Below are 25674 nucleotides of genomic sequence, written 5' to 3' on the forward strand. Positions count from 1 at the left end.
CCCGTATGTGGCGTTTCCCCGGCTGGCCCAAAGCGGGTGCGGCCTTTGGTGTCGGGGCCGTTGCGGCCTGTGGTCAGGCACCCTTGGGTTTCTGGTGGATGACGCTTCTGGGGCTTGCAGCCCTTGCTGTCATGGTGGTGCGGGTGGCATGCCCTCGTACCGCCGCCTGGACGGGGCTTTTCGCCGGCGCGGGGTATTTCGCGCTGGCGATGAACTGGATCATCGATCCGTTTCTGGTTGATCCTGTGGCATGGGGGTGGGCTGCTCCCTTCGCCGTTGTATTCCTGTCATTCGGGCTGGCGCTTTTCTGGGCCGGGGCTGCGGCCTTGGCTGCATTTTTTCCTGCGACATTGCGCGCAGCCGCCTTGATCGTGACCCTTACATGTGCGGAATTCCTGCGCGGCCATGTGCTGACAGGTTTTCCATGGGCGCTGATCGGGCATGTCTGGGTGGGGTGGGCACCTGCGCAGCTTGCGGCATGGGCCGGCCCGAACGGACTGACATTGCTGACATTGGCCATCGCCATGCTGCCCGTCATGTCGCGCTGGCGGGGGCTGATTGTTTCTGCCTTGTTGCTGGGGGCAGCGTTCGGCGGGGGAATGTGGCGATTGGCGCAGCCGATGCCCGAGGATTCGGCGACCATTGTGCGTCTGATCCAGCCGAATGCGGTGCAGGAAATGAAATGGGACCCGGATCGTGCCGCGATCCTGTTCCAGAACGGTCTTGATCTGAGCGCGGCCGGTGAGGCGCCCGATCTGGTCGTCTGGCCGGAAACGGCAGTGCCGTATCTGCTTGATCCCACGGTAGCGGCCGAGATTGCCATTGCAGCCAAAGGGGCAACCTCGGCCGTCGGCATCCAGCGGCTGGAGGGGGAGCGCGGGTATAATTCCATGGCCGTGATATCACCCGATGGAAACGTGACGGATGTTTACGACAAGCATCACCTTGTGCCGTTCGGAGAATATGTTCCCCTGGGCGATCTGATGGCCAGGATCGGCATTACGGCCTTTGCCTCCCAATTGGGTAATGGATATTCCGCAGGGCCTGGGGCGCGGCTGGTCAATCTTGGGGCTGCGGGCAATGTTTTGCCGCTGATCTGCTATGAGGCGGTGTTTCCGCAGGATGTGGCTGCGGCCCCTTCGCGGCCGGACTGGCTGCTGCAGATCACCAACGATGCGTGGTTCGGCACGCTGACAGGCCCTTATCAGCATCTGGCACAGGGTCGCCTGCGGGCCATCGAACAGGGGCTGCCGCTGCTGCGCGCGGCGAATACCGGCGTGTCGGCGGTGATTGATGCCAAGGGGCGGATCCTGCATGCGCTGCCGCTGGGGCAGGCCGGATATCTGGATGCGCCGCTTCCCGCCCCTCTGCCGCCGACCCTCTATGCACGTTATGGTGAGGTGCCGGTTCTGGTGGTTCTGGCAGCACTTCTGGGGCTGCTGTTGGTCCGTCTGCGCAAAAGGGGCTGTTGACGGCCCATGGCGGGCGGGATAGCGATGCTGCTTCATAGAACCGTCACAACGGCTTCCTGGCGTGACGGGGATACCCAACGGAGCACTTCCCCATGTCGCGTAAAGACTACATTTTTACATCCGAATCTGTGTCGGAGGGCCACCCCGATAAGGTTTGCGACCGCATTTCCGATGCGATCCTCGATGCCTTCCTGACGCAGGAGCCGATGGCACGCGTTGCCTGCGAAACCTTTGCCACCACCAATCAGGTGGTCGTGGGGGGTGAGGTCGGCCTGTCCGATCCGGTTCTTCTGGATGAATATATGGGCCGTATCGAGGGCATTGTCCGCGACTGCGTCAAGGATATCGGGTACGAACAGGACAAGTTCCACTGGAACACCCTGAATGTCCTGAACCTGCTGCACCCGCAATCCGCCCATATCTCCCAAGGGGTCGACCGGGACGGTGCGGGCGATCAGGGCATCATGTTCGGCCATGCGATCAACGAGACGGACGCGCTTATGCCCGCGCCGATCCATTATTCCCATGCCATCCTTCGCCGCCTGGCCGAAGCGCGGAAATCGGGGGCCGAGCCGACGCTGGGGCCGGATGCAAAATCGCAGCTTTCGTTGCGCTACGAGAATGGCAAACCGGTCGAGGTCACGTCGCTGGTGCTTTCGACCCAGCATCTGCATGAACACCAGACGTCGGACGATATTCGCGGCATCATCGAACCCTATATCCGCGAAGTGCTGCCCGCAGGCTGGCTGACCGACAAGACCGAATGGTGGGTGAACCCCACGGGTACGTTCGTCATCGGCGGACCGGATGGCGATGCGGGGCTGACTGGCCGCAAGATCATCGTGGATACCTATGGCGGTGCGGCACCGCATGGCGGCGGCGCATTCTCGGGCAAGGATCCGACCAAGGTTGACCGGTCGGCCGCTTATGCGGCACGCTATCTTGCGAAGAACGTCGTTGCGGCAGGCTTGGCCGAGCGGTGCACGATCCAGATTTCCTATGCGATCGGTGTGGCAAAGCCGCTTTCGGTCTATGTGGATACCTATGGCACCGGCAGTGTCGATCCGGCGGCAATCGAGGCGGCCATTCCGCGTGTGATGGATCTGTCGCCCCGCGGCATCCGTGAGCATCTGGAACTGAACCGTCCGATCTATGCGCGTACGGCGGCCTATGGCCACTTCGGCCGTGCCCCCGAAGCCGATGGCGGCTTCAGCTGGGAACGGACCGACCTGGCAAAGGCGCTGGCTGCGGCATTGTAAAAAGCACGAACCTTCGGGGGCGTGGTGCAGGACCGGGGATACCGGTCCTGCTTTCATTTCAAAGCAGGTTTTTCATGCAACGAGCTGACTTCATCCAACCAGACGGGCTGATCCTTGATTTTGCAGCGGACAGCAAGGACGCTTTGTTGCGCCATCTTGCCGACCGCGTGGCCGAGGCGCGGGGCGTGGATGCGGAACAGTTGTTCAAGAAGCTGGCCAAACGAGAGAAGCTGGGCTCCACGGGAATCGGCGGCGGTGTTGCCCTGCCGCATTGTCCCTGTCCGGGGGTGCAGACACCTGCAATCGTTTTTGCCCGGCTGAAGCCTGCGATCGATTTTCAGGCCGTCGATGGCAAGAAGGTGGATCTGGTTCTGATGATCATCCTGCCGACGGAAAACCCGGCGCAACATCTGCCGGTCCTTTCCATGGCGGCACGCGTGTTCCGGCAGGAGGATGCGGTCAAAGCCTTGCGCAAGACGAATGATGTGGATGAAATATCGTCCATCTTCTCTCGGGCGCTGACGGCCGCTGTAGAAGAAAAACGGCTGGAGTCCTGATCGTGACCGATACACCCCCCCTCAAATCCCACGGCCGTTTATCCATCAGCGCCTCGGCAAAGCCGCGGGATCTGATGGCGGACATGCGCGTCGTGGGGGCTTGGCGTGCCACGCTGGTGACCCTGTTCCCAGAGGCGTTTCCAGGAATACTGGGCCTTTCGCTGACCGGAAAGGCGCTGGAGCTGGGCCTTTGGGCGCTGGACACGGTGGATCTGCGGACCTTCGGTGAGGGGCGTCACCGCAATGTGGATGACACACCTGCAGGGGGCGGGGCAGGGATGGTTCTGCGCCCCGATGTCGTCTCTCGCGCTTTGGACGCGGCGATCGAGGGGGCCCCGAAGGGCGCGCCGCTTGTCTATCTGTCACCCCGCGGCAAGCGGTTCGATCAGGCCATGGCACAGCGCTGGTCAGAAGGGCCGGGCATCACCCTGCTGTGCGGCCGGTTCGAGGGCGTGGACCAGCGGGTGATCGACCATTACGGCATCGAAGAGGTGTCGCTGGGTGATTTCGTCTTGACGGGTGGCGAGATTGCTGCGCAGGCCTTGATCGATGCGACGGTTCGTCTTATACCGCGCGTCATCGGGAATCATGCGTCGACCGAAGAGGAGTCCTTTTCGGACGGTCTTCTTGAGTTTCCACACTATACCAAACCTTCGGTCTGGCAGGGCCGCGAGATACCGGAAGTGCTTCTGTCCGGACATCACGCGAATATATCCCGTTGGCGGAAGGACGCGGCCGAAAGGCTGACAAAGGAACGCAGGCCTGATCTCTGGCGGGCTTACTGTGCGGCGCATGGTAGGGACCCGGGCGAAGACTGAGAGCAATGAGGCGGCACCAACTTCGTGGAACAAACCACGGGCACAGAAAGGATATGCGATGAACCTTATCGCGCAGATCGAGGCGGAACAGATCGCCGAACTCGGCAAGACCATTCCGGATTTCAAAGCGGGTGACACCATCCGTGTTGGCTACAAGGTAACCGAGGGCACCCGCTCGCGTGTGCAGGCCTACGAAGGCGTTTGCATCTCGCGCAAGGGCGGCGCTACGGTTGCTGCATCGTTTACCGTACGCAAGATTTCGTTCGGTGAAGGCGTGGAACGTGTATTCCCCCTTTACTCGACGAACATCGAGACGATCGAGGTTGTTCGTCGTGGCCGTGTTCGCCGCGCCAAACTGTACTACCTCCGCTCGCGTCGTGGTAAATCGGCACGTATTGCCGAAGACACCAATTACAAAGCCAAAGCCTGAGGATTGGACCGATGAAAAAAGAGACCCATCCCGACTACCACATGATCAGCGTGAAGATGACCGACGGTACCGTTTACCAGGTCCACTCCACCTGGGGCAAAGACGGCGACCAGATGGCGCTGGACATCGACCCGCTTGCGCACCCGGCATGGACCGGCGGCAACGCCCGTCTGATGGACACCGGCGGCCGTGTGTCGAAGTTCAAAAACAAATACTCCGGTCTCGGTTTCTGAGACTGCCGATCTCCGGATCGGGAAGGGGGCGCGGGAAACCGCGCCCCTTTTGCATTGCCGGGTACAGTTCTTTCCCATGCCTCTTGCGTGATGGTGCGTCAGCCGTTAGCGAAAATGTGATGGCAGAGGGGGCGGTTGCGTGGCGCATATCATTGTCGTGGGCAACGAAAAGGGCGGGTCGGGCAAATCGACCACCTGCATGCATGTGGCAACCGCATTGGTGCGTATGGGCCATCGTGTCGGCGCACTGGATCTGGATGTCCGCCAGCGCAGCTTTGGCCGCTATACCGAGAACCGCGCCGCCTTTCTGAAGCGGGCCGAGATCGATCTGCCCAGCCCGCATTACCTTGTCCTGCCCGAAGTGGACGAGGCGGCATTGGCTCCGGGCGAGAATGTCATGGATCGCCGGCTGGCCGAGGGTGTGGCGCAACTGGAACCGGTTTCGGATTTCATCCTGATCGACTGCCCCGGATCGCATACACGGCTGAGCCAGGTGGCGCATACGCTGGCCGATACGCTGATTACCCCCCTGAATGACAGTTTTGTCGATTTCGACCTTCTGGCGCGGATCGATACGGAAACCGGTAAGGTGATCGGTCCGTCGATCTATTCCGAGATGGTGTGGAATGCGCGGCAGATGCGGGCGCAGGCGGGGTTGAAGCCCATCGACTGGATCGTCTTGCGCAACCGCCTGGGGGCGCAGCAGATGCATAACAAGAAAAAGGTCGGCGCCGCGCTGGAGGATCTGGCCCGCCGCATCGGCTTTCGCGTAGCCCCCGGCTTTTCCGAGCGGGTAATTTTCCGCGAGCTGTTTCCACGCGGTCTGACGCTGCTGGATCTGAAGGATATGGGGGTGGAGAACCTTAATATGTCCAACCTCGCCGCCCGTCAGGAGGTCCGCGATCTGGTCGGGGAATTGCAGCTTCCGGGTGTGACCGTTACGTTCTAGACAATGCCTGGGCAAGGAAGCGTTCAAAGTCGTCCAGATCGACCGGCTCGAACTGCCCGAAGCCCTGCATCCAGACCGAGGCCGCCCGCAACGCATCCGGCTCCAGCTTGCACCATCGCAGACGTCCGCGTTTTTCCTGGCTGATCAGACCTGCCTCTGCCAGTACGGCAAGGTGCTTCGAGATTGCCGCCAGCGACATGGAAAAGGGCGCCGCCACATCTGTGACGGCCATGTCATCCTCCAGCAGCATCGCCAGAATCGCCCGACGTGTCGGATCGGCAAGGGCGGCAAAGACATGGTCAAGCGAGGGGATCATGCCCGTATTTGCGCTGTGGATACCCTCTTGGTCAACCAAGGGGTTTAGCATCGCCACTGTTCATGCCCTGCGACAAAGCGGCGCGTGAGGGCGCTTATGTATAAATATGTATACTTTACATAGTTTTGCACGATTTCTCGCGTTGCTTGACTTAATAGGCGCGCGCAAGTAGCACTCTCGTAACTGTGAAAGGGACGTGCTCATGGCCGACGAACCCGACACCGAGCGTATGCGGGCCTTTGAGGCCCGCCTTGCGAAGGTAAGGAAGTCGACAGAGCCGAAGCGATCCGGTGCAACGGGTGAGGCACTATCGGCGGGTGAGGTCGGTTGGCGCATGGTGACAGAGCTTGTCGCCGGATTGCTGATCGGGTTCGGGATCGGATATGGCCTTGATGTGCTGTTCGGTACATTGCCGCTGTTCCTGGTGATCTTCACGCTGCTTGGCTTTGTTGCCGGGGTGCGGACCATGATGCGGACTGCCAGCGCTGTGCAGGCCAGTCAGACGGCGGATGCGTCCGCCCCGAAGGAAGGAAACTGAAGCGTGGCGACGGGAACGGAGAGCACAGGGTTCGCAATTCATCCGATGGACCAATTCGTGGTTCGTCCGCTGTTCAGCGATGCCCCGATCCAATGGTACACGGTGACGAACGTCACGCTGTGGCTGGCGATCGCCGTCTTGTGTGTTCTGGCGCTGATGGTGTTCGGCACCAACCGCCGCGCCATGATTCCTTGCCGCAGCCAGTCCCTGGCCGAACTGGCCTATGGGATGGTGTACAACATGGTTGAGGAAGTGACGGGCCGCGAAGGCATCAAGTACTTCCCCTATGTCATGACATTGTTCCTCTTCGTTCTGTTCGCGAACCTTCTTGGCCTGATCCCGGCGTCCTTCACCACCACCAGCCATGTGGCCGTGACCGCAACGCTGGCCCTGATCGTGTTTCTGAGCGTGACCATTCTCGGTTTCGTCAACAAGGGGCCGGGCTTCCTGAAGATGTTCTGGGTTGAATCGGCGCCGCTGCCAGTCCGTCCGGTTCTGGCCGTGATCGAGCTGATTTCCTACTTCGTGCGCCCTGTCAGCCATTCCATTCGTCTGGCGGGCAACCTGATGGCGGGCCACGCGGTTCTCAAGGTGTTTGCCGGCTTTGCCTCCATGGCGATCATTTCGCCCGTGGCCGTCGGCGCCGTGACAGCAATCTACGGGCTTGAAACGCTTGTGGCTGTTGTCCAGGCCTATGTCTTTACCATTCTGACCTGTGTTTATCTGCGTGATGCAGTGGGTGAAAACCACCACTAACGCCGGTCCTTTCTTAACCCCTATTCCAAAATCTCAAGGAGAACGATCATGGAAGGCGATATCGCACTAATGGGCGCATACATCGGTGCTGGTCTGGCCGCTATCGGCTGTGGCGCAGCAGGTATCGGTGTGGGCCACATCGCAGGCAACTTCCTGTCGGGCGCTCTGCGTAACCCGTCGGCAGCTGCTTCGCAAATGGCGAACCTCTTCGTCGGCATCGCGTTTGCCGAAGCTCTGGGCATCTTCGCGTTCCTTATCGCGCTGCTGCTGATGTTCGCGGTTTAATCCACGACGCATACGATCTTTGGGCCGGAGGGGTGATTGTGCCCCTCCGGCCTGATCCTTGCCGCCGCGGAGGATAATCATGGAACACGAAGTCGAAACCGTGACAGAGGCCGCTGCTGGTGACGCCCCCTATACGCAGGGCATGCCGCAGCTGAATTTTGAAAGCTGGCCGAACCAGATCTTCTGGTTGCTGGTGGCTCTTGTCGCGATCTACCTTATCCTGACGCGTATCGCGTTGCCGCGTGTGGCCTCGGTTCTGGCCGAACGTCGCGGTGCGATCACCAACGACCTGTTGGCCGCGGAAGAACTGAAGCTGAAAGCAAAATCTGCCGAAGCGGCCTATAACGCGGCGCTTGCCAAAGCGCGCGAAGAGGCAGCGGAAATCATTGCAGCGGCAAAGCGTGCTATGGATGCGGATCTGGCGGCTGCGATTGCAGAAGCCGATCGTGAAATCAGCAAGCGCACCGCAGCATCCGAGGCACGTATCAACGAGATCCATGCAGGTATGCGTGAAAGCGTGACAGAAGTCGCGACCGACACCGCATCCGCATTGGTTGCAGCGCTTGGCGGGCAGGCGGACGACTCCGTCAAGGCCGCTGTCGCTGCCCATGTGAAAGGGTAAGAGGATGAAAAAGCTGTCCATCGGTCTTTCCCTTCTGGCAACGCCGGCGCTGGCCGCGGGCCCGCATCCGTTCTTCTCGTTGTACAACACCAACCTGATCGTCGGCATCGCGTTTCTGCTGTTTCTGGCCATTCTGGTCTGGGCCAAGGTTCCGCACCGTATTGCTGGCATGCTGGACAAGCGCGCCGGTGATATCCGCTCGGAACTGGATGAAGCGCGCGCGCTGCGCGAAGAGGCCAAGACCCTGCTTGCTTCGTATGAGCGCAAGCAGAAAGAGGTTATGGAGCAATCCGAACGGATTGTTGCCAAAGCCCGCCAGGATGCGACCTATGCCGCAGAGCAGGCCAAGGTGTCCTTGGAAGAGACGATTACACGTCGTGTAAAGTCTGCCGAAGACCAGATCGCTGCTGCAGAGAAATCTGCTGTCAACGAGATCCGGGAGCAGGCAATCGAGGTTGCTGTTGCGGCCGCACGGGATGTGCTGGCCCGTCAGATGACCCCAGATGCGCGTTCGGCTTCGATCGACACGTCGCTGGATCAGGTTCAGGCAAAACTGCACTGATTGCTGTAGATGATTTAAAAAAGGCCGGTCCCTCGGGGCCGGCCTTTTTCGTTTGTTACTGGATCGGGCGGATCACGATATCCACGCGGCGGTTTTGCGCCCGGCCTGCGGCTGTATCGTTCGAGGCGATTGGCTGGCTCAGCCCTACGCCATAGGACGAGACGCGGTTCGACGGCACACCATTGCTGATCAGCGTGGAGGCGACCGCACCTGCGCGGCGTTCCGACAGGGACTGGTTGTAGGACGCGCTGCCGGTATTGTCGGTGTGACCGACAATCTGGATCGTGGAATTGGGGTACTGCATCAGGTTTTGCGAAACCGCACGCAGGTCCGAGAGCAGATCCGGGCGCAAGGATGCGCTGTCGGTGGCGAACAGGATGTCCTGCGGCATCGTCACAACCAGCTCATTGCCGTTATTCGTGATGCCGATGTTGGATGATGTGGAAGCCCGGAGGGCTGCTGCCTGTTTGTCCATCTGGGCGCCGACTGCGCTGCCCAGGATTCCGCCTACGACTGCACCGGCGGCAATCTTGGCGCCGCGGTCGCTGCCTGATTGCGCGCCCAATGCACCGCCGATTACAGCGCCCACGGCAGTACCCATGTTCGTACGCTGATTGGCGCTTGCGCTGGTGCCGACGCCCGTTCCGTAGGGGTCCTGACAGGCCGCAAGCGCGACAAGCGCCACGGTCGAGAGAAGGAGTGGTGCTTTGAATTTCATTCTGTCGCCTCGTAATTCAAGGACGGGCCGATTGCCCGCGTCGTGTATATATCAACGTCATCTGGCTATGGACAGTTCCCGTGCAGGGTCGGCGGGTTCACGCCAGCACTGCCGCGCTTGCGATGGGGCGGGGGCGCTGGCATATGGGGCGTATGGCAAAACAGCTTCCCTATTCCGATGTCCACGCAATCTTCTCGCGGTTCCACGAGATTGACCCCGAACCGAAGGGGGAACTGGACTATGTGAACGCCTATACCCTGCTGGTGGCGGTTGCGCTTTCGGCGCAGGCAACGGATGTGGGGGTGAACAAGGCTACAAGGGGCCTGTTCGCGCGGGTGACCACCCCGGCCCAGATGCTTGAATTCGGCGAAGAGCGGTTGCTGGACGCGATCAAGACGATCGGCCTGTTCCGCCAGAAAGCCAAGAATGTTATGAAGATGAGCCGCATTCTGGTGGACAGTTTCGGCGGAGAGGTTCCGTCATCCCGTGCTGCGCTGCAATCGCTGCCGGGGGTGGGGCGCAAAACGGCGAATGTGGTGCTGAACATGTGGTTCCACCAGCCGGCCATGGCGGTCGATACCCATGTATTTCGCGTAGGCAACCGGACCGGCCTCGCACCCGGGCGTGATGTTGAAACCGTGGAGCGGGTTCTGGAAGACCAGCTTCCGGCCCAGTTCTCGCTTCATGCCCATCACTGGCTGATTCTCCACGGGCGTTATATCTGCCTTGCGCGGAAGCCCCGATGCGGGATCTGCCCCATTTATGAACACTGCTCTTACGAGGAAAAGACCGCATGAAGCAATTTCAGGTCATCGGCATCGGCAACGCGATGGTTGACGTTCTGGCCCGTACGCCGGACGAATTTCTGACGGAACACGGCATCGGCAAAGGTGTCATGCAGCTGATCGACAAGGCCCGCGCGACGGAGCTTTATGCAGGCCTCGGGCCGGCACGTCAGATTTCGGGGGGGTCGGCTGCCAACACCATTGCCGGCCTTGCCGGTCTGGGGGCACGTACCGCCTATGTGGGGAAGGTGCGGGACGATCAGCTTGGGGCTATTTTCGCCCATGATCTGCGCGCCCAAGGGGCTGTGTTCGATACACCGATGTCGGGTCCCGATGTCGTGCAGGAAACCGGTCGTTGTCTGGTTTGCGTCACCCCCGACGGCGAGCGGTCGATGAGCACCTATCTGGGCGTGTCGGAATTCCTTGGCCCGGACGACATCGACGCAGCCCAGATCGAGGATTCGGACTGGATCTATCTGGAAGGCTACCGTTTTGACGGCCCCGATAGCCACAGTGCCTTTGCCAAAGCAATCCGCGCCTGCCGCAAGGCCGAGGGTCGCGTCTCGCTGACCCTGTCGGATCCTTTCTGCGTGGATCGTCACCGCGATGCCTTTCGCAAGCTGGTAGCAGAGGATGTGGATCTGCTGTTCGCGAATCGGGTTGAGATGATTTCGCTCTATGAGGCGGACACTCTGGATGACGCGTTGAAATCTGCAGCGGCCGAGGTGAGCATCGTGGCCTGTACGGACGGTGAAAACGGCGCGCATATCCTGTCCGGGGGCGAGCGCTGGCATATTCCGGCAGTTCCTACCGAGATTGTCGATGCGACCGGCGCAGGTGATCTGTTTGCTGCAGGCTTTCTTTGGGGGCTGATCGAAGGCAAGTCGATGGAGGCATGTGGCACCATGGGCTGCCTTGCGGCATCCGAGGCCATTTCGCATATCGGCGCACGTCCCGAGGTAGACCTGAAAGAGCTTTTCGCACAGGTTTGATTGCCTGAAACGAAGAACGCCCCGCGACCTGAAGGTCACGGGGCGTTTATCCGGATAGGGGCGTGGTCAGTCGCCCAGGCGCCGGTGGACCTCTTTCAGGTCAACTTCGGATTTTGGCATCTTGTTGCCCGGATTTTCGAAGTCGTATTTGAACAGCTGGAAATCCTTTTTGTAGATTTCCCACATCAGATGCATCGACATATCATCAAAATAATCTTCGACCGGATGCGCCCGTTTGGGGCCATGGCCTTCCGATTCATTGAAACGGGGGATCTTCTTCAGGTCCACCTTATGTTTGCTGTCCATCGAATCGAGCACTTTGCCCATGCCGTCGTTGAACGATTCGGTAAAGAAGATGTGGTCGTATTTTCCGCCATTGGCGATAAAAGTGGCAACATGCCCCGACATTGCCGACCAGTGGATGTCAGGATCCATCGGCTTTTTCCAGCGGATGGTGTCCCGCGCAAACAGGAGGAAACGGCGGAAGCTCTTGATCTGGTCGAATTCCTCGGTGCCGTCAGGACCACCGACTTCGATCCCGTATTTCTGGATCAGAAGCGGCACCATATTGCCGCGGTAACGGCGTCCATTCCGCTGAATACCGCAGATCTTGTCGAAAAAGGACGACAGAATGCGCGTATAGGGGTTCCGGACGCAGGTAAACGTCGGGCTGCCATGCCGCAGGACATTCGCCTCGATCAGCGGCTGGCTTTCTGATTGCGACCATTTATGGAGGCCGCTTGTTGAATCGTGAATATCGCCGTCAAAGAACTTGCCATGATCCGAATAGAACATGATCTGCCCGATGGTCGAACATGCGCATTTGGGCACAACACGATAGACGACGCTCTCACTTTCGGTCATCCATGTTCCGGGAAATCCCATCGCCGTCTCCTGCTAAGATCCTTACCTTGCAAGAAGAAGCAGAGGGCGCTGGACATTTCAATCACTGTTGAAGCAATTTAATCATTCTATCGCACCAAGGCTACCAAAAGGCGCATGCATGGCCAAGATTGCCTTCATTCTGCTCTGTCACAAAGATCCGGCAGGGATCATCGCACAGGCACGACGGCTGACGGCCTCTGGCGATTTCATCGCGATCCATTTCGATCGCAATGCCAATAGTGCCGATTTCGACCGTATTCGTACCGAATTGGCCAGTAATCCCAATGTGGCATTTACCAAACGCCGGGTTAAATGCGGATGGGGTGAATATTCGCTGGTCGATGCCACGCTATTGACGACCCGGACCGCATTTCATGCTTTTCCCGAGGCAACGCATTTCTACATGCTTTCGGGCGATTGCATGCCGGTCAAATCGGCGGAATATGCCAAGGATTTTCTGGATCGGGATGATGTCGATTATATCGAATCGTTCGATTTCTTCAAATCCGACTGGATCAAGACCGGCATCAAGGAAGAGCGGCTGATCTACCGCCATTACTTCAACGAGCGTCGTCACAAGCCGTTCTTCTATGCGTCATTGGCCCTGCAGCAGAAACTGGGGTTGAGCCGGTCCATTCCCGGCGGGCTTGAAATACAGATCGGCAGCCAGTGGTGGTGTCTGCGTCGCAGCACCGTCGAATCGGTACTGAATTACTGCAACAGCCACCCCGAGGTGCTGAAATTCTTTGCCACCACCTGGATCCCGGACGAGACGATGTTCCAGACGCTGGTTCGCCATCTGGTTCCGGACAAGGAGATCAAGACGCGAACGCTGACGTTCCTGATGTTCTCGGATTACGGGCTTCCGCTGACGTTCTACAATGACCATTTCGAGCTTCTTGCCTCGCAGGATTACCTGTTCGCCCGCAAGATCTCTCCGCAGGCGCTGGAGTTGAAAAAGCGGCTGGGTGATCTCTGGGCCGAAGAGGGGCGCCAGTTCCCGATTTCGAATGAAGGCCGGACATTGCTGACCTTCATGCGGCAAAGGGGCCGGATCGGACGGCGGTTTGCTCCACGCTTCTGGGAAACAGAATCCAGCATCGGACGTGAACGGCAGCTGACGATCATCATCTGCAAGAAATGGCACGTTGCCAAACGGCTGGTGGACCGGATGGCGGATGTTCTGGATATTCGCGGTGTGCATTATCTGTTCAACGAGGCGTCTACACCGCTTCCTGCCCTGGGTGGGATCGAGACGACGCTGGCCAAGCGTACACGGCACCGCCGGGCGCTGATGCGGATGCTGTTCGACTATTGGGGTACCGACCGTATGGTGGTCTGCATGGACCCTTCGAACCTAGAACTGATGGAAGATTTCGTGACGGACAAGGCGTTGGTCCGCCTCGTGGAAATCGACTGCGAGTATGACGACGATTATCTGATCGGCCACGCGCTGCGCGTCGGACTTGCGGGAGAGGAAACACCGCCCGAAACGATGCAGCGGATCCTGCCGACCATCCGCTACGACATCCGTTTCGAAAGCGACCGTATCCGAGATGCCGGCTTTGCCCGGTATCGCCGTATCCGGCAAAAACATTCCCCCGAGCAGAACGCCCGCGTCCTGTCCGAATTCCTGGGAATTCCCGAAGGGAAGGCCCATGAAATCACCTCGACCCACTATCTGTTCATGGATTGATGATGACCAAGGCCTATGACGACCAGAACATCTTCGCGCGCATCCTGCGCGGAGAGATTCCGAACAAAACGGTGGCTGAAACCGAGCATACGCTGGCGTTTCACGACATAGCCCCCCATACCCCGAACCATATCCTGGTCATTCCCAAAGGGGCATATGTCGATTTTGCGGATTTCGCCGCACATGCCACGGCAGAGGAAATCACGGACTTCCATCGCGTTGCGGCAAAGCTCTGCGCAGATTGGGCTGACGGATACCGCGTCATTTCCAATTCGGGCACGCATGGGGGCCAAGAGGTGCCGCATTACCACCTGCACCTGCTGGCAGGCCGCCCCCTTGGCCCGATGATCCAGCGTTAATGCGCCGCGGCCCAGTTCGGGCCGCGTCCTGCCTCGACGACCAGCGGAACGGACAGCTTCACAGCCGGATCGCTGGCGTTTTCCATCACATCGCGGGCGCGCGCGATCAGCTCGTCGGCGGCGGCCTCTTCCACCTCGAACAGCAATTCGTCATGCACCTGCAGCAACATCGTTGCTGGCAGGTCTGCAATGGCCTCCGGCATCCGGATCATCGCGCGGCGGATGACGTCGGCTGCCGTGCCCTGAATGGGGGCGTTGATCGCGGCACGACGGGCAAAGCCTGCACCGGGGCCCTTTGCATTGATCTCCGGCGTGTTGATCTTGCGACCGAACAGGGTGGCGACATGGCCGTTGGCTTTGGCAAAGGCGATCGTTTCATCCATATACGTGCGGATTCCCGGAAAACGCTCAAAATACCGGTCGATGAACCCCTGCGCATCCGCCCGCGGAATGCGCAGGTTGCGCGCCAGACCGAAGCCGGAAATGCCATAGATCACACCGAAGTTGATGGCCTTGGCCTGCCGGCGGATCATCGGGTCCATACCTTCCAGTGGCACATTGAACATCTCGGATGCCGTCATGGCGTGGATGTCATGCCCCTCCCGGAAGGCGTCTTTCAACGCGGGTATATCAGCGATATGCGCCAGGATACGCAACTCGATCTGGCTGTAATCCAGACTGACCAGAACCTTGCCTTCGCCCGCAATGAAGGCTTCGCGGATGCGGCGCCCCTCTTCCGAGCGGACGGGAATATTCTGCAGGTTCGGATCGGTCGAGGCGAGCCGCCCGGTGATTGCCCCAGCAATGGAATAGGAGGTGTGAACCCGGCCGGTATCAGGGTGGATATGATCCTGAAGCGCATCGGTATAGGTCGATTTCAGCTTCGACACCTGACGCCAGTCCAGCACCCGTGCCGGAAGGTCGTTCCCCTCGGCGGCCAGATCCTCAAGAATATCGGCACCCGTGCTGTAGGCGCCATTCTTGCCCTTGGTGCCGCCTTGTAATCCCAGCTCGTCGAACATCACCTCACCCAGCTGTTTGGGCGATCCGACGTTGAAGGGACGACCGGCAAGAGCGTGGATCTCCTCCTCCAGCATCGCCATCTTCTGGGCAAAGGCGTTTGACATGCGCGACAGGGTATCGCGGTCCACCCGTACGCCCGCCATTTCCATAGACGCAAGAACAGGCACCAGCGGGCGCTCCAGGGTTTCATAAACCGTGGTGACCTGTGCGCGGTGCAGACGCGGTTTCAGCAGCTGCCACAACCGCAGCGTGACATCGGCATCCTCAGCAGCATAGGGAGTGGCAGTTTCAAGAGGGACGTGGTCGAAGGTGATCTGGCTTTTTCCCGTCCCGATCAGCCCCTTGATCGGAATGGGGGTGTGGCCAAGGTACTGATCGCTCAGCGCGTCCATGCCGTGATTGTGCAGCCCTGCGTGCAGGGCGTAGGAGATCAGCATCGTATCATCGACAGGCGCCACCTGGATGCCGTAGCGGGCCAGCATCTTGCAATCGTACTTAGCGTTATGCGCGATCTTCATGATCGACGGATCTTCCAATACCGGCTTCAGGGCCGACAGAACCGTCTGAAGCGGGATCTGGCCCTCCAGCAGGTCGGGGCTGCCGAACAGATCGTCACCACCCTTGCGGTGCCCTACAGGAATATAACAGGCTTTTCCCGCCGTGATGCAAAGCGAGATGCCGACCAGATCGGCCTGCATTTCGTCAAGGCCGGTTGTCTCCGTGTCGAAAGCGACATGGCCTGCCTCGTAGATCTCGGCAATCCAGCTATCCAGCTGTGCCGCATCGGTAACTGCCTGATAGGCCGTCGTATCAAAGGGGGCCGCCTCGGGCGCCTCAAGGGCTTCTACCTCGGCCACCGGGGGGGCTTCCGGCGGCTCCACGCCACGCTTTTCGGCCACGCGACGGGTCAATGTGCGGAATTCCATCCTGTTGAGGAAATCCAGCAGAACGGCATCGTCCGGGTCACGTACCTCAAGGCTTTCGAGCGTGAAATCCAGCGGAGTGTCGCAATCCAGCTGCACGAGACGCTGGGAAATACGGATCTGCTCCGCGTGTTCGATCAGGACCTGACGGCGCTTGGGCTGCTTGATCTCTCCCGCGCGGGCCAACAGCGTTTCCAGATCACCGTATTCCTGGATAAGCAGTGCTGCCGTCTTGATGCCGATACCCGGTGCGCCGGGCACGTTATCCACCGAATCACCGGCCAGCGCCTGCACATCCACCACACGGTCGGGGGCGACGCCGAATTTCTCGATCACCTCGTCCCGGCCAATGCGGCGATTCTTCATCGGGTCCAGCATTTCCACGCCGCCGCCCACCAGCTGCATCAGATCCTTGTCGGAAGAGATGATGGTGACCCGACCGCCGGCATCCCGCGCCTTGCAGGACAGGGCGGCGATAATATCATCGGCCTCGTATCCCTCGGTTTCGATGCAGGCGATGTTGAACGCGCGCGTCGCATCCCGCGTCAGCGGGAATTGCGGCCGCAGATCCTCGGGCAGTTCGGGGCGGTTGGCCTTGTACTGCGGATAGATCTCGTTGCGGAATGTCTTGGACGAATGGTCGAAGATGACGGCGACATGGGTGGGCGCATCGCCCCCCTTGGCATCTTCGACATAGCGGAACAGCATGTTGCAGAAACCGGCCACGGCCCCGATGGGCGTTCCGTCCGATTTCCGCGTCAGCGGGGGAAGCGCGTGGTATGCGCGAAAGATGAATGCCGATCCGTCGATCAGATGCAGATGGTGGCCCGTGCCAAAGGACATGATGCCCCCTTCAGTTTTTGCTCGTGTGGGATCGGTTCGCGGTGGTTCAGTGGCCGCCGTCGATATGGTCGGTGTCCAGAACGTAGCGCTTGTCGCAATAGCCGCATTCGACAAATCCCTTGTCGTGCGGAATGGTCAACCAGACGCGCGGGTGGCCGCCGGCGCCGCCATCGCACGCGATGGTCCGTGTGGTAACGATCTGGGTTTCCGGTGGTTCGATGGTCATGGGCGCGCACCTTTGATATGCAATGAAGCCTATTCTATCCCCTGTTGCCGCAGCTTCAAGCGGTCAGCCACCTGACCAGCCTGCGGACCACCGGCGCCAGCATCAGGACCGAGGGGAAGGCGAGAGACCAGGAACAGACCGAACCGACCAGCCATTCCGGAACGAAGCTGTTCGTTATCCCGTCCAGACGGACCACAGTGGCTGCCGACAGGATGAATGACATCAATCCCGACAGGATCAGCCCATAGATCGTGGAGAAATAGCGTTCGGGGATCATTGCTTGGCTCCGTACAGTCTGGCCCGGCAGGATCTAGGAGAAATTCCGTCAATAAAAACCCAAGGACATCCGGTGCCCGCCGCTGTGCAGCACCAGTTCACCGGCCTCGTCCACCGCCATGTCGATCAGGAGATAGAACGTCTTGCGGTCGATCAGGGCTTCCATCCCGCCCCGGACATGGACATAGGGCGCCGGGGTTCCCTGCGGATCCTCGACCCGCAGCGCATGGTCCGGGCCAAGGGGCAGCATCTCTCCGGTTGCGGTGTGCAGCACTATGACACCCCCGGCCGCATCAAGGCCGGTCACGACAAAAGGCGCATCCTCCACGACGATCTTCAGTTTTTCTGCGGGGGTAACCAGAAAATAGGCGTCCCCCTCCCGTTTCAGGACGGAGGAGAACAGCTGCACCATCTGCGGGCGCGTGATCGGGCCGCCTTCGTGAAACCAGGTGCCATCCCGTGCGATGCGGATGTCAATTTCCCCGCAATATTCCGGGTTCCACAGGTGGACCGGCGCAGGTCCGCGCGGGTTGGCATGGGAAACCAGCGATTTCACGGCTTTTTGTCCGTTCGCGTCGTTTGCCATTTGAGCCTGCCTCACAAAACCGTTTGTATGGCGGTGAATATAGTTGCCCGCGAAAGGAATGTCATGGCCGACCCGGATACCCTGATCATGGAGATCGAGGCGCTTGGCGAAACGCTGGCCCGCGCAAAGGCCAGCATCAACCGCCGTTTTCTGGGGCAGGAGCGGGTGGTCGATCTGGTCATGGGGGCAATGCTCTGTGGCGGTCATGCGTTGCTGGTGGGCCTGCCGGGGCTGGGCAAGACGCGGCTGGTGGATACGCTGGCCACGGTGATGGGGCTGCAGGGAAATCGCATCCAATTCACACCCGACCTGATGCCTGCCGATATTCTGGGGTCCGAAGTGCTTGATGTGCGGGCGGATGGCACACGGGCCTTCCGTTTCATCGAAGGCCCGATCTTCTGCCAGTTGCTGCTGGCAGATGAAATCAACCGTGCCAGCCCGCGAACCCAATCGGCCCTGTTGCAGGCAATGCAGGAGCGTGAGGTGACCGTCGCCGGAGAGCATCGCGCGTTGGGCCGCCCGTTCCATGTTCTGGCCACGCAGAACCCGATCGAGCAGGAGGGCACCTATCCCTTGCCCGAGGCGCAACTGGACCGTTTTCTGGTACAGGTCGACGTCGGCTATCCCGATCGCGCCACCGAACGCGATATCCTGATCGCCACCACCGGCGCCGAGGAGGGGGAGGCGCATGCCGTCTTTACCTCGGAGGGGCTGCTTGCGGCGCAGGCATTGGTGCGTCGCATGCCCGTGGGGGATGCCGTGGTGGAGGCCATTCTGGATCTGGTCCGTGCCTGTCGCCCCGATCAGCCCGAGGGTGAGGCGCTTGCCGGTACCTTGGCCTGGGGGCCGGGCCCCCGGGCCGCGCAGGCACTGATGTTGATGGTCCGGGCGCGGGCACTGCTGGACGGACGCCTGGTTCCATCGATTGCCGATGTTGCTGCAATGGCGCAGCCGGTCCTGATCCACCGCATGGCGCTTGGCTTCGCGGCCCGCGCGCGGGGGGAAACGCTGGCAGGGGTAATCGATGGTGTCGTGCAGCGGTTGACGGCCGAGGTACGCGCAGCGTGAGCTTGTCCGGCCCCCTACGCCCGCGTGCCGAGGCACTGGGCCGCGCGCTCCCTCCGCTTCTGGCGGGGGCCGAGCAGATGGCCCATACCGTGATGCTGGGCGAACACGGTCGCCGCAGGGCAGGAACGGGGGATGAATTCTGGCAATACCGCCCCGCCCAGCCGGGGGATCCGGTACGCCTGATGGATTGGCGCCGCTCGGCCCGGTCCGACACGCATTATGTGCGGGAGCGTGAATGGCAGGCCGCGCAAACCGTAGCGATCTGGGTCGATAACGGCGCCTCGATGGAATTTTCGGGGGACGCCAGCCGTTCGTCGAAATCGGATCGTGCACGGCTTCTGGCCCTGGCCTTGGGCATCCTGCTGTTGCGTGGGGGGGAACGGGTAGGGTTCGGGACATTGCCGCCGCGGCCGGGGCGGTCGCAGATCCTTCGTCTGGCCATGGCCATGGAGGACACGGCGGTTGCTGCCGAACACGGCCCGCCGGATCTGGGGCATCTGCCCCGACACGGGCGGGCGGTGCTGGTTTCGGACATGCTCGGGCCGATAGAGCCGCTGCGTGCGGCCCTGACCCGCGCATCGGAACTGAATGCGCGGGGGGTCCTGTTGCAGGTGCTTGATCCCGCCGAGGAAGTCTTCCCCTATGACGGGCGCACGATCTTCACGTCCATGGGCGGGGGCACCCAGATGGAAACATTGCGCGCTGGCGGTTTGCGCGAGCAATACATCACCCGGCTGGCAGAGCGACGGGCAGAGCTTGCTGCGCTGGCCCGCGCATCGGGGTGGCAATTCCATAGCCATAGTACCGGCGACATGCCGCAATCCGCCCTGTTATGGCTTTATCGGGCGTTGGAGCGGGGGGTATGATGTGGACCTTGGGACCGATCGGATTCACCGCACCCTTGCTGTTGCTGGGGCTGGTTCTGCTGCCGGTTCTGTGGCTTTTGCTGCGGGCGGTGCCGCCCGCGCCTGTGCGCCGCCGATTTCCGGGTGTGGCCCTGCTTCTGGGGCTGAAGGATGCCGATGCTGAAACCGACCGGACCCCTTGGTGGCTGATGGTGCTGCGCATGGCTGCGGTTGCGGCGGCCATCGTTGCCTTTGCGGGGCCGGTTCTGAACCCGCGCGCGCCCACTGCGGCCACTGGCCCGCTTCTGGTGGTGCTGGATGCCACATGGGCCGATGCGCGCGATTGGCCGCGCCGTATAGCCCGCGCATCCGAGGCTGTGGAGGCCGCCTCCCGTGCAGGTCGCCCTGTGGCGCTTGCCGCCCTGACCGATGATCCTGAACCCCTTGGCTTCCAGGCGGCAGCGGGCGTTCTGCCACGGCTAGAGGGGATGACGCCCTCGCCATGGTCCCCCCGTTACATCGATTGGGCTGCTGATCTGCCAGAGGGGGATTTCGCGACCCTATGGGTATCGGACGGTCTGGATCATGAGGGCCGTGCCGATCTGGTGGCCGCATTGGAACAGCGGGGCAAGGTGACAGTGGTGGAGCCCGCGGGAAGTGTCGTCGCGCTGCGCCCGCCCGTCGCCACGGGAACGGAGATAGTTCTGCATGCCAGCCGCTTGCCCGCGTTTGACGGGCGGAGCATTGCTGTGCAGGCTATCGGCACCGACCCCTCGGGCGGCGAACAGGAACTGGGCCGTGCCGATCTGGATTTTGCCGCAAATGGAACCGAGGCCGAGGCGACGCTGGATCTGCCGCCGGAATTGCGAAATCGCATCACCCGTTTCCAGATCGATGGGGTCCGGTCAGCCGGGGCGATCAGCCTTGCGGATGATAGCCTGCGGCGGCGGGAGGTTGCGCTGATCGGGGCCGATGCGCAGGCCGAAGGGGCCACGCTGCTGGACCCGCTGTTCTATTTGCGTCAGGCCCTGTCCCCTACGGTGGATCTGATCGATGGATCGCTGGGGGATGTTCTGCCGGCAAACCCCGATGTGATTGTTCTGGCCGATGTGGCCCGCCTTGGGCCTTCGGATATGGCGGGGCTGATGGAATGGGTCCAGAACGGCGGCTTGTTGCTGCGGTTTGCCGGGCCACGACTGGCGGCGGCCCCCTCGGCTGAAGATCCCTTGCTGCCTGTGCCCCTGCGGGATGGCGGACGGGCGATCGGTGGCCAGCTCAGCTGGGGGGAACCGCAGCAGCTTGCGCCATTCCCCGAGGCGTCCCCCTTTGCCGGGCTGGTCATCCCACCGGAGGTAACTGTGCGTGAGCAGGTATTGGCACAGCCCGGACCCGACCTGACGGCGCGCACAATTGCCGCGCTGGAAGACGGGACACCCCTTGTCACACGCAGGGTGGTCGGGCAGGGGCAGGTGGTTCTGTTCCATGTGACCGCCAATGCCGAATGGTCGGACCTGCCGCTTTCGGGGCTGTTCGTTCAGATGCTGGACCGGCTGGCCATTTCCAGCCGCGCCACGGCGGACCGTACCGACCTGACAGGCCGGATATGGTCACCAGACCGGGTGATGGATGCGTTCGGCGGTATGTCAGATGCCGGAACACGGGCCGGTGTGGCTGGCAGCGATCTTGCCGCGGGGGTGATTTCATCAGATGTTCCGCCCGGAATTTATGCCGAAGGGGCCTCGCGTGTTGCGATGAACGTGATCGGCCCCGCAACAGAGCTGCAGCCAGCCGTCTGGCCGGACGGCCTGCAGGTGGAAGGGTTGGACACAAGCCCCGAACGCCCGCTGCGGGGGATCGTGCTGGCGCTGGCCATGATGGCGTTGATGCTGGATGTTCTGGCGGCGCTGGCCCTGTCGGGGCGGCTGAAGGGGGCTGCGGTTGCCGTGGTTCTGGCACTGGCGCTTGTCCCCTCGCCAAAGGCGCAGGCGCAGAATGCGGTAGAGGCCACAAGTACCCTGCGTCTGGCCTATGTGCTGACCGGGGATGCGGCGGTAGACGATTTGTCAGAGGCCGGATTGCGGGGATTGTCTGCCCGCCTGACAGAGCGGACGACGATCGAACCGGGGGCCCCCGCCGGGGTCGATATCCGGAACGACGAGCTGGCATTCTATCCGTTCCTCTATTGGCCTGTGACCGCAGATATGGCCACACCGTCCGGTGACACCTTTGCTCGATTGAACGATTATCTGCGTACGGGCGGGCTGATCCTGTTCGATACGCGCGACGGCGACGTTTCCGGCATATCGGGGGGCACCCCCGAGGGGCGTGCCTTGCAGCGCATCACGGCCGGCCTTGATATACCTCCGCTGGAACGGATCCCTCCGGATCACGTGCTGACCCGGACATTCTATCTGCTGCAGGATTTTCCGGGCCGTTACAACAATCCTGCCCTATGGGTAGAGGCCGCCCCCCCCGATGCCGCACTGGCTGAGGGCCAGCCATTCCGCCATCTGAATGACGGGGTGACACCCGTGGTGATCGGCAGCAACGATTGGGCCGCCGCCTGGGCCGTGGACAAACAGGGCTTTTCCAGTCTGCCGGTCGGTCGGGGATTTGGCGGTGAACGCCAGCGCGAAATCGCGACACGCTTCGGCATCAATCTGATCATGTATGTGCTGACGGGAAATTACAAAAGCGATCAGGTCCATGTGCCTGCGCTGCTGGAAAGGCTGGGAAATTGACCCGCTCTATCGTGTTTGATCCGTTCCTGCCGGATATCGCGCTGATTGTTCTGGCCGTTCTGGCCGCGCTGATCATCCTGTTTGCCCTGATGCGCGGGTTGGGGGGCTGGTGGCTGCGCGGTTTGTCCCTCGTGGTGTTGCTGGTGGCGCTTGCCAACCCCTCGGTCGAGCGGGAGGATCGGGCCCCGTTGTCGGATATCGTGCTGGCGGTGGTGGATGCCAGTGCCAGCCAGCGGATCGCGGATCGGGCCGATCAGACCTCCGCCGCATTGGACCGTCTGACTGCCGAGGTGGCGGCCATGCCCGATACAGACCTGCGTGTGATCCGCGTGGGGGATGCGCCCGACAACGGCGGCACCCGCCTGATGGAGGCTTTGGCCCAGGCAATGGCCGAAGAGCCGCGGGCACGGATTGCCGGTGCTTTTGTGATTTCGGATGGGCAGGTGCATGACATGGCAGCGGCCCCCGACATGCCGGCCCCGATGCATTTGCTGCAGACGGGGCATCCGCAGGACTGGGACCGACGCCTGATCGTGAAAAACGCGCCGGCTTTCGGGATTATCGGGGAAGAAGTCCGGCTGACCCTGCGGATCGAGGATCAGGGCGCTGTTCCAGCCGATGCGGGCGCCACTGCTGCCGTAACGCTGACACTGGGGGCCGATACCTCGCTGACGGTTCAGGTGCCCATCAACCAGAATCTGGAGCTGCCGCTGAAGCTGAGCCATGGCGGCATGAACGTGGTACAGATTGCCGTAGCCCCCGCCGAGGGAGAGCTGACGGACCGGAACAACGCCCAGATCGTGCAGATCAACGGCGTCCGCGACCGCCTTCGGGTGCTGCTGGTGTCCGGAGAGCCGCATGCAGGCGAACGTGTCTGGCGTAACCTGCTGAAATCCGATCCTTCGGTGGATCTGGTGCATTTCACCATTTTGCGCCCTCCGGAAAAGCTGGATGGCACACCGGTTGAAGAAATGTCGCTGATCGCCTTTCCCACGCGCGAGCTGTTCATGGAGAAGATCGACGATTTCGATCTGATCATCTTTGACCGGTATCGTCTGCGGGGCATTCTGCCCGGCCTGTATCTGGAGAATGTGCGCGATTACGTCCGGCGCGGCGGGACGGTTCTGGTGGCGGCCGGGCCGGAGTTTGCCGGTGTCGAAAGCCTTGCACGATCCCCCTTGGGGGAAATCATGCCCGTAACTGCAACGGGCCGTGTGCTGGAGGAACCCTATCGCGCCACGCTGACCGAAACGGGGCGACGCCATCCCGTTACCGAAGGTCTGGATGACGGACCTGTCGAAGGCGGTTGGGGCAGCTTTCTGCGTCAGGTAGAACTGTTGCCGACCGAGGGAGAGGTGTTGATGAACGGCATCGGGGGCAGGCCGCTCTTGGTGCTGGACCGCGTGGGCGAAGGGCGTATCGCCGTATTGGGTACGGATCAGCTTTGGCTGTGGGGGCGTGGTTACGAAGGGGGTGGCCCGCAGCTGGAATTGACGCGCCGGTTGGCACATTGGATGCTGAAAGAGCCGGAACTGGAAGAAGAGGCGCTGACCGGACAGGCTGATGGATCGCATGTCACGCTGGAACGGCGCACGGTGTCCGAAACCCCGCCGGGCGATGCCCTTGTCACAGGCCCCGATGGAAGCGAGGCGACCGTTCCCCTGACCGAAGTGCAGCCCGGACGGTATCGCGCCGAATTCGAGGCTACGGAATTGGGGCTGTACCGGGTGGCGCAGGGCGATCTGGCCTCGGTATTCGCGGTCGGTCCCTCGGCCCCCAGGGAATTCGAGACGACGATTGCCTCGGGGCAGCCCATGTCAGGGGCTATCGATGCTTCGGGTGGTGGGGTCCTGAGGCTGGCGGCCGATGCGGATTTCGATGTGCGGCGCATTGGCGAAGGACGGACCGCCGAAGGGCGGGGCTGGTTGGGGATCACCCCGCGGGGTGCTTTTTCAACCCAAGGGGTAACTGTGGCACCGCTGCTGCCGGGATGGCTCTGGTTGGTCCTCGCGGCAGGGTTGATCGTTCTGGCATGGCTGCGCGAGGGGCGTTTCAGACGCCCTCACGGTCCAGAACTGCCACGCGGGAATGGGACATGAATTCCCGCCGCAGCAGGGTGATCGATGTAACGATCGTGGCGATGATCAATGTCCATGGTCCCAGCAGCCAGCCCAGCGACGCCAGCGCGAAATAGATCGACCGCAGCCCGCGGTTGTAGCTGCGGGCTGCGGTTACGTTCACATCCGCTGCCTGCGAGGCCCGGTGAAAGGCCAGCGGAGAATCGTCATTCGGCACCGATCCCATAAGGACGGCGCAATAGCCGAACAGGCGGTGCGACCAGATGAATTTCAAAAACGCGTTGGCAAGGAACAGGATCACGAGGATCACCTTGACCTCCACCACCACGGCCTGCGCGCTGACCGTCAGATCCTCAGCCACCAGCACCAGCCTGTCCGGATTGCCGACCAGCGCGATACAGCCGCCAATCGACAGCATGGTGCCCGAGATGAAGAAGGATGTTGCCTGACGCAGGCTGGTGATGACGGTGGCATCGAAGATCTTCTGTTGGCGCGTCACGAATTCGCGCATCCAGTCACGCCTGTAGGATGCGAGGAGGATCGACATCGACGGCCGATCCTTGGGCGGGTTTTCCACCAGCCAGCCGATGGAAAAGAACGCGATGATCAGGATGCCAAGCGCGAATGCATCCGAAATTCCAAGGGGGGCAAGGCGTGGGATCAATTCCATGACGACCAATCTAGCATCCGGTTGCTGCAGGGGACGACGGCTTTTTCATGCTGCTACCAAGCGGTGGATGCTGCGGCAAGCACCACTTGAACGGCTATGCATCGCTTCCCACATCTGCCAAGGCGCCGGTGCCGCATCGTCGGGTCGGCGCAGTCCCCTGTGC

At 61.3% G+C, this 25674-nt stretch carries 28 protein-coding genes and 1 riboswitch; of the genes, 20 read left to right on the forward strand and 8 right to left on the reverse strand.

Features of this window, described 5'->3' with window-relative positions; genetic code table 11:
• Nucleotides 1–5 precede the first annotated feature (5 nt).
• The 7 genes from lnt to TR36_RS09075 all read left to right on the forward strand — a co-directional run bounded on the left by lnt (nt 6) and on the right by TR36_RS09075 (nt 5718).
• On the forward strand, nt 6–1472 hold the full coding sequence (lnt, locus tag TR36_RS09045; protein ID WP_237763546.1) for an apolipoprotein N-acyltransferase: 1467 nt from the start codon (nt 6–8) through the stop codon (nt 1470–1472).
• 37 nt (nt 1473–1509) lie between these two features.
• Nucleotides 1510–1557, forward strand: a riboswitch (SAM-SAH riboswitch).
• Between the two features lie 7 nt (nt 1558–1564).
• On the forward strand, nt 1565–2731 hold the full coding sequence (gene metK / locus TR36_RS09050; protein WP_045391581.1) for a methionine adenosyltransferase: 1167 nt from the start codon (nt 1565–1567) through the stop codon (nt 2729–2731).
• A gap of 74 nt (nt 2732–2805) precedes the next feature.
• Nucleotides 2806–3288, forward strand: coding sequence for a PTS sugar transporter subunit IIA (locus TR36_RS09055; RefSeq protein ID WP_045391578.1), 483 nt, complete (start codon nt 2806–2808; stop codon nt 3286–3288).
• A gap of 2 nt (nt 3289–3290) precedes the next feature.
• Nucleotides 3291–4106: a tRNA (guanosine(37)-N1)-methyltransferase TrmD gene (gene trmD / locus TR36_RS09060; RefSeq protein WP_192841338.1), complete on the forward strand. Its 816-nt coding sequence runs from the start codon at nt 3291–3293 to the stop codon at nt 4104–4106.
• A 58-nt stretch (nt 4107–4164) separates the two neighbouring features.
• A complete protein-coding gene (rplS, locus tag TR36_RS09065; RefSeq protein WP_045391575.1) occupies nt 4165–4536 on the forward strand; it encodes a 50S ribosomal protein L19 in 372 nt (123 codons plus the stop codon).
• An 11-nt stretch (nt 4537–4547) separates the two neighbouring features.
• Nucleotides 4548–4769 carry a 50S ribosomal protein L31 gene (gene rpmE / locus TR36_RS09070; protein WP_045391572.1) on the forward strand — a complete coding sequence of 74 codons (222 nt, stop codon included), beginning with the start codon at nt 4548–4550 and terminating at the stop codon, nt 4767–4769.
• A 139-nt stretch (nt 4770–4908) separates the two neighbouring features.
• Nucleotides 4909–5718 carry a division plane positioning ATPase MipZ gene (locus TR36_RS09075; RefSeq protein WP_045391569.1) on the forward strand — a complete coding sequence of 270 codons (810 nt, stop codon included), beginning with the start codon at nt 4909–4911 and terminating at the stop codon, nt 5716–5718.
• Here TR36_RS09075 and TR36_RS09080 read toward each other — a convergent pair.
• Nucleotides 5708–6034, reverse strand: a complete 327-nt coding sequence (locus tag TR36_RS09080; protein WP_045392029.1) for a helix-turn-helix transcriptional regulator — start codon at nt 6032–6034, stop codon at nt 5708–5710. The two genes, TR36_RS09075 and TR36_RS09080, sit on opposite strands and share 11 nt — an antisense overlap.
• Nucleotides 6035–6236: 202 nt before the next feature.
• Here TR36_RS09080 and TR36_RS09085 point away from each other — a divergent pair, with 202 nt between their 5' ends.
• The 5 genes from TR36_RS09085 to TR36_RS09105 all read left to right on the forward strand — a co-directional run bounded on the left by TR36_RS09085 (nt 6237) and on the right by TR36_RS09105 (nt 8797).
• Entirely contained in the window at nt 6237–6572 is a 336-nt protein-coding gene (locus TR36_RS09085; protein ID WP_045391566.1) for an AtpZ/AtpI family protein, read from the forward strand.
• Nucleotides 6573–6575: 3 nt separating this feature from the next.
• Nucleotides 6576–7328 (forward strand): F0F1 ATP synthase subunit A, encoded by a 753-nt coding sequence (locus TR36_RS09090; protein WP_045391563.1) that lies wholly within the window; start codon nt 6576–6578, stop codon nt 7326–7328.
• Nucleotides 7329–7376: 48 nt separating this feature from the next.
• On the forward strand, nt 7377–7613 hold the full coding sequence (locus tag TR36_RS09095; RefSeq protein ID WP_045391560.1) for a F0F1 ATP synthase subunit C: 237 nt from the start codon (nt 7377–7379) through the stop codon (nt 7611–7613).
• 79 nt (nt 7614–7692) lie between these two features.
• Nucleotides 7693–8235, forward strand: coding sequence for a F0F1 ATP synthase subunit B' (locus TR36_RS09100; RefSeq protein WP_045391557.1), 543 nt, complete (start codon nt 7693–7695; stop codon nt 8233–8235).
• 4 nt (nt 8236–8239) lie between these two features.
• Nucleotides 8240–8797, forward strand: a complete 558-nt coding sequence (locus TR36_RS09105; protein ID WP_045391554.1) for a F0F1 ATP synthase subunit B — start codon at nt 8240–8242, stop codon at nt 8795–8797.
• Between the two features lie 55 nt (nt 8798–8852).
• Here TR36_RS09105 and TR36_RS09110 read toward each other — a convergent pair whose 3' ends face one another.
• Nucleotides 8853–9515 (reverse strand): OmpA family protein, encoded by a 663-nt coding sequence (locus tag TR36_RS09110; protein WP_045391546.1) that lies wholly within the window; start codon nt 9513–9515, stop codon nt 8853–8855.
• Between the two features lie 152 nt (nt 9516–9667).
• On the opposite strand from TR36_RS09110, the gene nth reads away from it, so the two are divergent.
• Both nth and TR36_RS09120 read left to right on the forward strand, forming a co-directional pair.
• Nucleotides 9668–10312, forward strand: coding sequence for an endonuclease III (gene nth, locus TR36_RS09115; protein WP_045392026.1), 645 nt, complete (start codon nt 9668–9670; stop codon nt 10310–10312).
• Nucleotides 10309–11292 carry an adenosine kinase gene (locus tag TR36_RS09120; protein WP_045391543.1) on the forward strand — a complete coding sequence of 328 codons (984 nt, stop codon included), beginning with the start codon at nt 10309–10311 and terminating at the stop codon, nt 11290–11292. The genes nth and TR36_RS09120 overlap by 4 nt, the downstream gene beginning before the upstream one ends.
• Before the next feature lie 66 nt (nt 11293–11358).
• Here TR36_RS09120 and TR36_RS09125 read toward each other — a convergent pair whose 3' ends face one another.
• A complete protein-coding gene (locus TR36_RS09125; protein WP_045391540.1) occupies nt 11359–12177 on the reverse strand; it encodes a sulfotransferase family protein in 819 nt (272 codons plus the stop codon).
• Between the two features lie 118 nt (nt 12178–12295).
• On the opposite strand from TR36_RS09125, the gene TR36_RS09130 reads away from it, so the two are divergent.
• Nucleotides 12296–13873, forward strand: coding sequence for a DUF5928 domain-containing protein (locus TR36_RS09130; RefSeq protein WP_045391537.1), 1578 nt, complete (start codon nt 12296–12298; stop codon nt 13871–13873).
• 2 nt (nt 13874–13875) lie between these two features.
• Complete coding sequence (locus TR36_RS09135; protein ID WP_045391534.1) at nt 13876–14232, forward strand: HIT domain-containing protein; 357 nt, start codon at nt 13876–13878, stop codon at nt 14230–14232.
• On the opposite strand, the gene polA is transcribed toward TR36_RS09135, so the two are convergent.
• The 4 genes from polA to TR36_RS09155 are packed head-to-tail and all read right to left on the reverse strand — an operon-like array spanning nt 14229 to nt 18109.
• Nucleotides 14229–17021, reverse strand: coding sequence for a DNA polymerase I (polA, locus tag TR36_RS09140; protein ID WP_045391531.1), 2793 nt, complete (start codon nt 17019–17021; stop codon nt 14229–14231). The genes TR36_RS09135 and polA overlap by 4 nt on opposite strands.
• Nucleotides 17022–17067: 46 nt before the next feature.
• On the reverse strand, nt 17068–17247 hold the full coding sequence (locus TR36_RS09145; RefSeq protein ID WP_045391528.1) for a zinc-finger domain-containing protein: 180 nt from the start codon (nt 17245–17247) through the stop codon (nt 17068–17070).
• 55 nt (nt 17248–17302) lie between these two features.
• Complete coding sequence (locus tag TR36_RS09150) at nt 17303–17524, reverse strand: DUF2798 domain-containing protein (RefSeq protein ID WP_045391525.1); 222 nt, start codon at nt 17522–17524, stop codon at nt 17303–17305.
• 48 nt (nt 17525–17572) lie between these two features.
• Nucleotides 17573–18109: a DUF1285 domain-containing protein gene (locus TR36_RS09155; protein WP_062763056.1), complete on the reverse strand. Its 537-nt coding sequence runs from the start codon at nt 18107–18109 to the stop codon at nt 17573–17575.
• A gap of 63 nt (nt 18110–18172) precedes the next feature.
• Between TR36_RS09155 and TR36_RS09160 the strand changes: the two genes are divergently transcribed.
• From TR36_RS09160 to TR36_RS09175, 4 genes are read left to right on the forward strand one after another with little or no spacing between them, the layout of a single operon-like run.
• The gene (locus TR36_RS09160; protein WP_045391521.1) at nt 18173–19177 is read left to right on the forward strand and encodes a MoxR family ATPase; all 1005 of its coding nucleotides are present in this window, start codon (nt 18173–18175) and stop codon (nt 19175–19177) included.
• Nucleotides 19174–20043 (forward strand): DUF58 domain-containing protein, encoded by an 870-nt coding sequence (locus tag TR36_RS09165; protein ID WP_062763058.1) that lies wholly within the window; start codon nt 19174–19176, stop codon nt 20041–20043. The genes TR36_RS09160 and TR36_RS09165 overlap by 4 nt, the downstream gene beginning before the upstream one ends.
• Nucleotides 20043–22763: a DUF4159 domain-containing protein gene (locus TR36_RS09170; RefSeq protein WP_062763060.1), complete on the forward strand. Its 2721-nt coding sequence runs from the start codon at nt 20043–20045 to the stop codon at nt 22761–22763. The genes TR36_RS09165 and TR36_RS09170 overlap by 1 nt, the downstream gene beginning before the upstream one ends.
• Nucleotides 22760–24862 (forward strand): membrane protein, encoded by a 2103-nt coding sequence (locus tag TR36_RS09175; RefSeq protein ID WP_045391517.1) that lies wholly within the window; start codon nt 22760–22762, stop codon nt 24860–24862. The genes TR36_RS09170 and TR36_RS09175 overlap by 4 nt, the downstream gene beginning before the upstream one ends.
• On the opposite strand, the gene TR36_RS09180 is transcribed toward TR36_RS09175, so the two are convergent.
• The gene (locus TR36_RS09180; protein ID WP_045391515.1) at nt 24816–25511 is read right to left on the reverse strand and encodes a DUF599 domain-containing protein; all 696 of its coding nucleotides are present in this window, start codon (nt 25509–25511) and stop codon (nt 24816–24818) included. The two genes, TR36_RS09175 and TR36_RS09180, sit on opposite strands and share 47 nt — an antisense overlap.
• Nucleotides 25512–25674: the final 163 nt, after the last annotated feature.

This window comes from Falsirhodobacter sp. alg1 (genome assembly GCF_000739715.2).
Classification (GTDB): Bacteria; Pseudomonadota; Alphaproteobacteria; order Rhodobacterales; family Rhodobacteraceae; genus Falsirhodobacter.

What these genes read in the sequence shown, in the direction of transcription:
- lnt (WP_237763546.1), top strand. Translation starts at nt 6, where the DNA reads ATGTGGCGTTTCCCCGGCTGGCCCAAAGCGGGTGCGGCCTTTGGTGTC.
- metK (WP_045391581.1), top strand. Translation starts at nt 1,565, where the DNA reads ATGTCGCGTAAAGACTACATTTTTACATCCGAATCTGTGTCGGAGGGC.
- TR36_RS09055 (WP_045391578.1), top strand. Translation starts at nt 2,806, where the DNA reads ATGCAACGAGCTGACTTCATCCAACCAGACGGGCTGATCCTTGATTTT.
- rplS (WP_045391575.1), top strand. Translation starts at nt 4,165, where the DNA reads ATGAACCTTATCGCGCAGATCGAGGCGGAACAGATCGCCGAACTCGGC.
- rpmE (WP_045391572.1), top strand. Translation starts at nt 4,548, where the DNA reads ATGAAAAAAGAGACCCATCCCGACTACCACATGATCAGCGTGAAGATG.
- TR36_RS09080 (WP_045392029.1), bottom strand. Translation starts at nt 6,034, where the DNA reads ATGATCCCCTCGCTTGACCATGTCTTTGCCGCCCTTGCCGATCCGACA.
- TR36_RS09085 (WP_045391566.1), top strand. Translation starts at nt 6,237, where the DNA reads ATGGCCGACGAACCCGACACCGAGCGTATGCGGGCCTTTGAGGCCCGC.
- TR36_RS09095 (WP_045391560.1), top strand. Translation starts at nt 7,377, where the DNA reads ATGGAAGGCGATATCGCACTAATGGGCGCATACATCGGTGCTGGTCTG.
- TR36_RS09100 (WP_045391557.1), top strand. Translation starts at nt 7,693, where the DNA reads ATGGAACACGAAGTCGAAACCGTGACAGAGGCCGCTGCTGGTGACGCC.
- TR36_RS09105 (WP_045391554.1), top strand. Translation starts at nt 8,240, where the DNA reads ATGAAAAAGCTGTCCATCGGTCTTTCCCTTCTGGCAACGCCGGCGCTG.
- TR36_RS09110 (WP_045391546.1), bottom strand. Translation starts at nt 9,515, where the DNA reads ATGAAATTCAAAGCACCACTCCTTCTCTCGACCGTGGCGCTTGTCGCG.
- nth (WP_045392026.1), top strand. Translation starts at nt 9,668, where the DNA reads ATGGCAAAACAGCTTCCCTATTCCGATGTCCACGCAATCTTCTCGCGG.
- TR36_RS09120 (WP_045391543.1), top strand. Translation starts at nt 10,309, where the DNA reads ATGAAGCAATTTCAGGTCATCGGCATCGGCAACGCGATGGTTGACGTT.
- TR36_RS09125 (WP_045391540.1), bottom strand. Translation starts at nt 12,177, where the DNA reads ATGGGATTTCCCGGAACATGGATGACCGAAAGTGAGAGCGTCGTCTAT.
- TR36_RS09130 (WP_045391537.1), top strand. Translation starts at nt 12,296, where the DNA reads ATGGCCAAGATTGCCTTCATTCTGCTCTGTCACAAAGATCCGGCAGGG.
- TR36_RS09135 (WP_045391534.1), top strand. Translation starts at nt 13,876, where the DNA reads ATGACCAAGGCCTATGACGACCAGAACATCTTCGCGCGCATCCTGCGC.
- polA (WP_045391531.1), bottom strand. Translation starts at nt 17,021, where the DNA reads ATGTCCTTTGGCACGGGCCACCATCTGCATCTGATCGACGGATCGGCA.
- TR36_RS09145 (WP_045391528.1), bottom strand. Translation starts at nt 17,247, where the DNA reads ATGACCATCGAACCACCGGAAACCCAGATCGTTACCACACGGACCATC.
- TR36_RS09150 (WP_045391525.1), bottom strand. Translation starts at nt 17,524, where the DNA reads ATGATCCCCGAACGCTATTTCTCCACGATCTATGGGCTGATCCTGTCG.
- TR36_RS09155 (WP_062763056.1), bottom strand. Translation starts at nt 18,109, where the DNA reads ATGGCAAACGACGCGAACGGACAAAAAGCCGTGAAATCGCTGGTTTCC.
- TR36_RS09160 (WP_045391521.1), top strand. Translation starts at nt 18,173, where the DNA reads ATGGCCGACCCGGATACCCTGATCATGGAGATCGAGGCGCTTGGCGAA.
- TR36_RS09170 (WP_062763060.1), top strand. Translation starts at nt 20,043, where the DNA reads ATGTGGACCTTGGGACCGATCGGATTCACCGCACCCTTGCTGTTGCTG.
- TR36_RS09180 (WP_045391515.1), bottom strand. Translation starts at nt 25,511, where the DNA reads ATGGAATTGATCCCACGCCTTGCCCCCCTTGGAATTTCGGATGCATTC.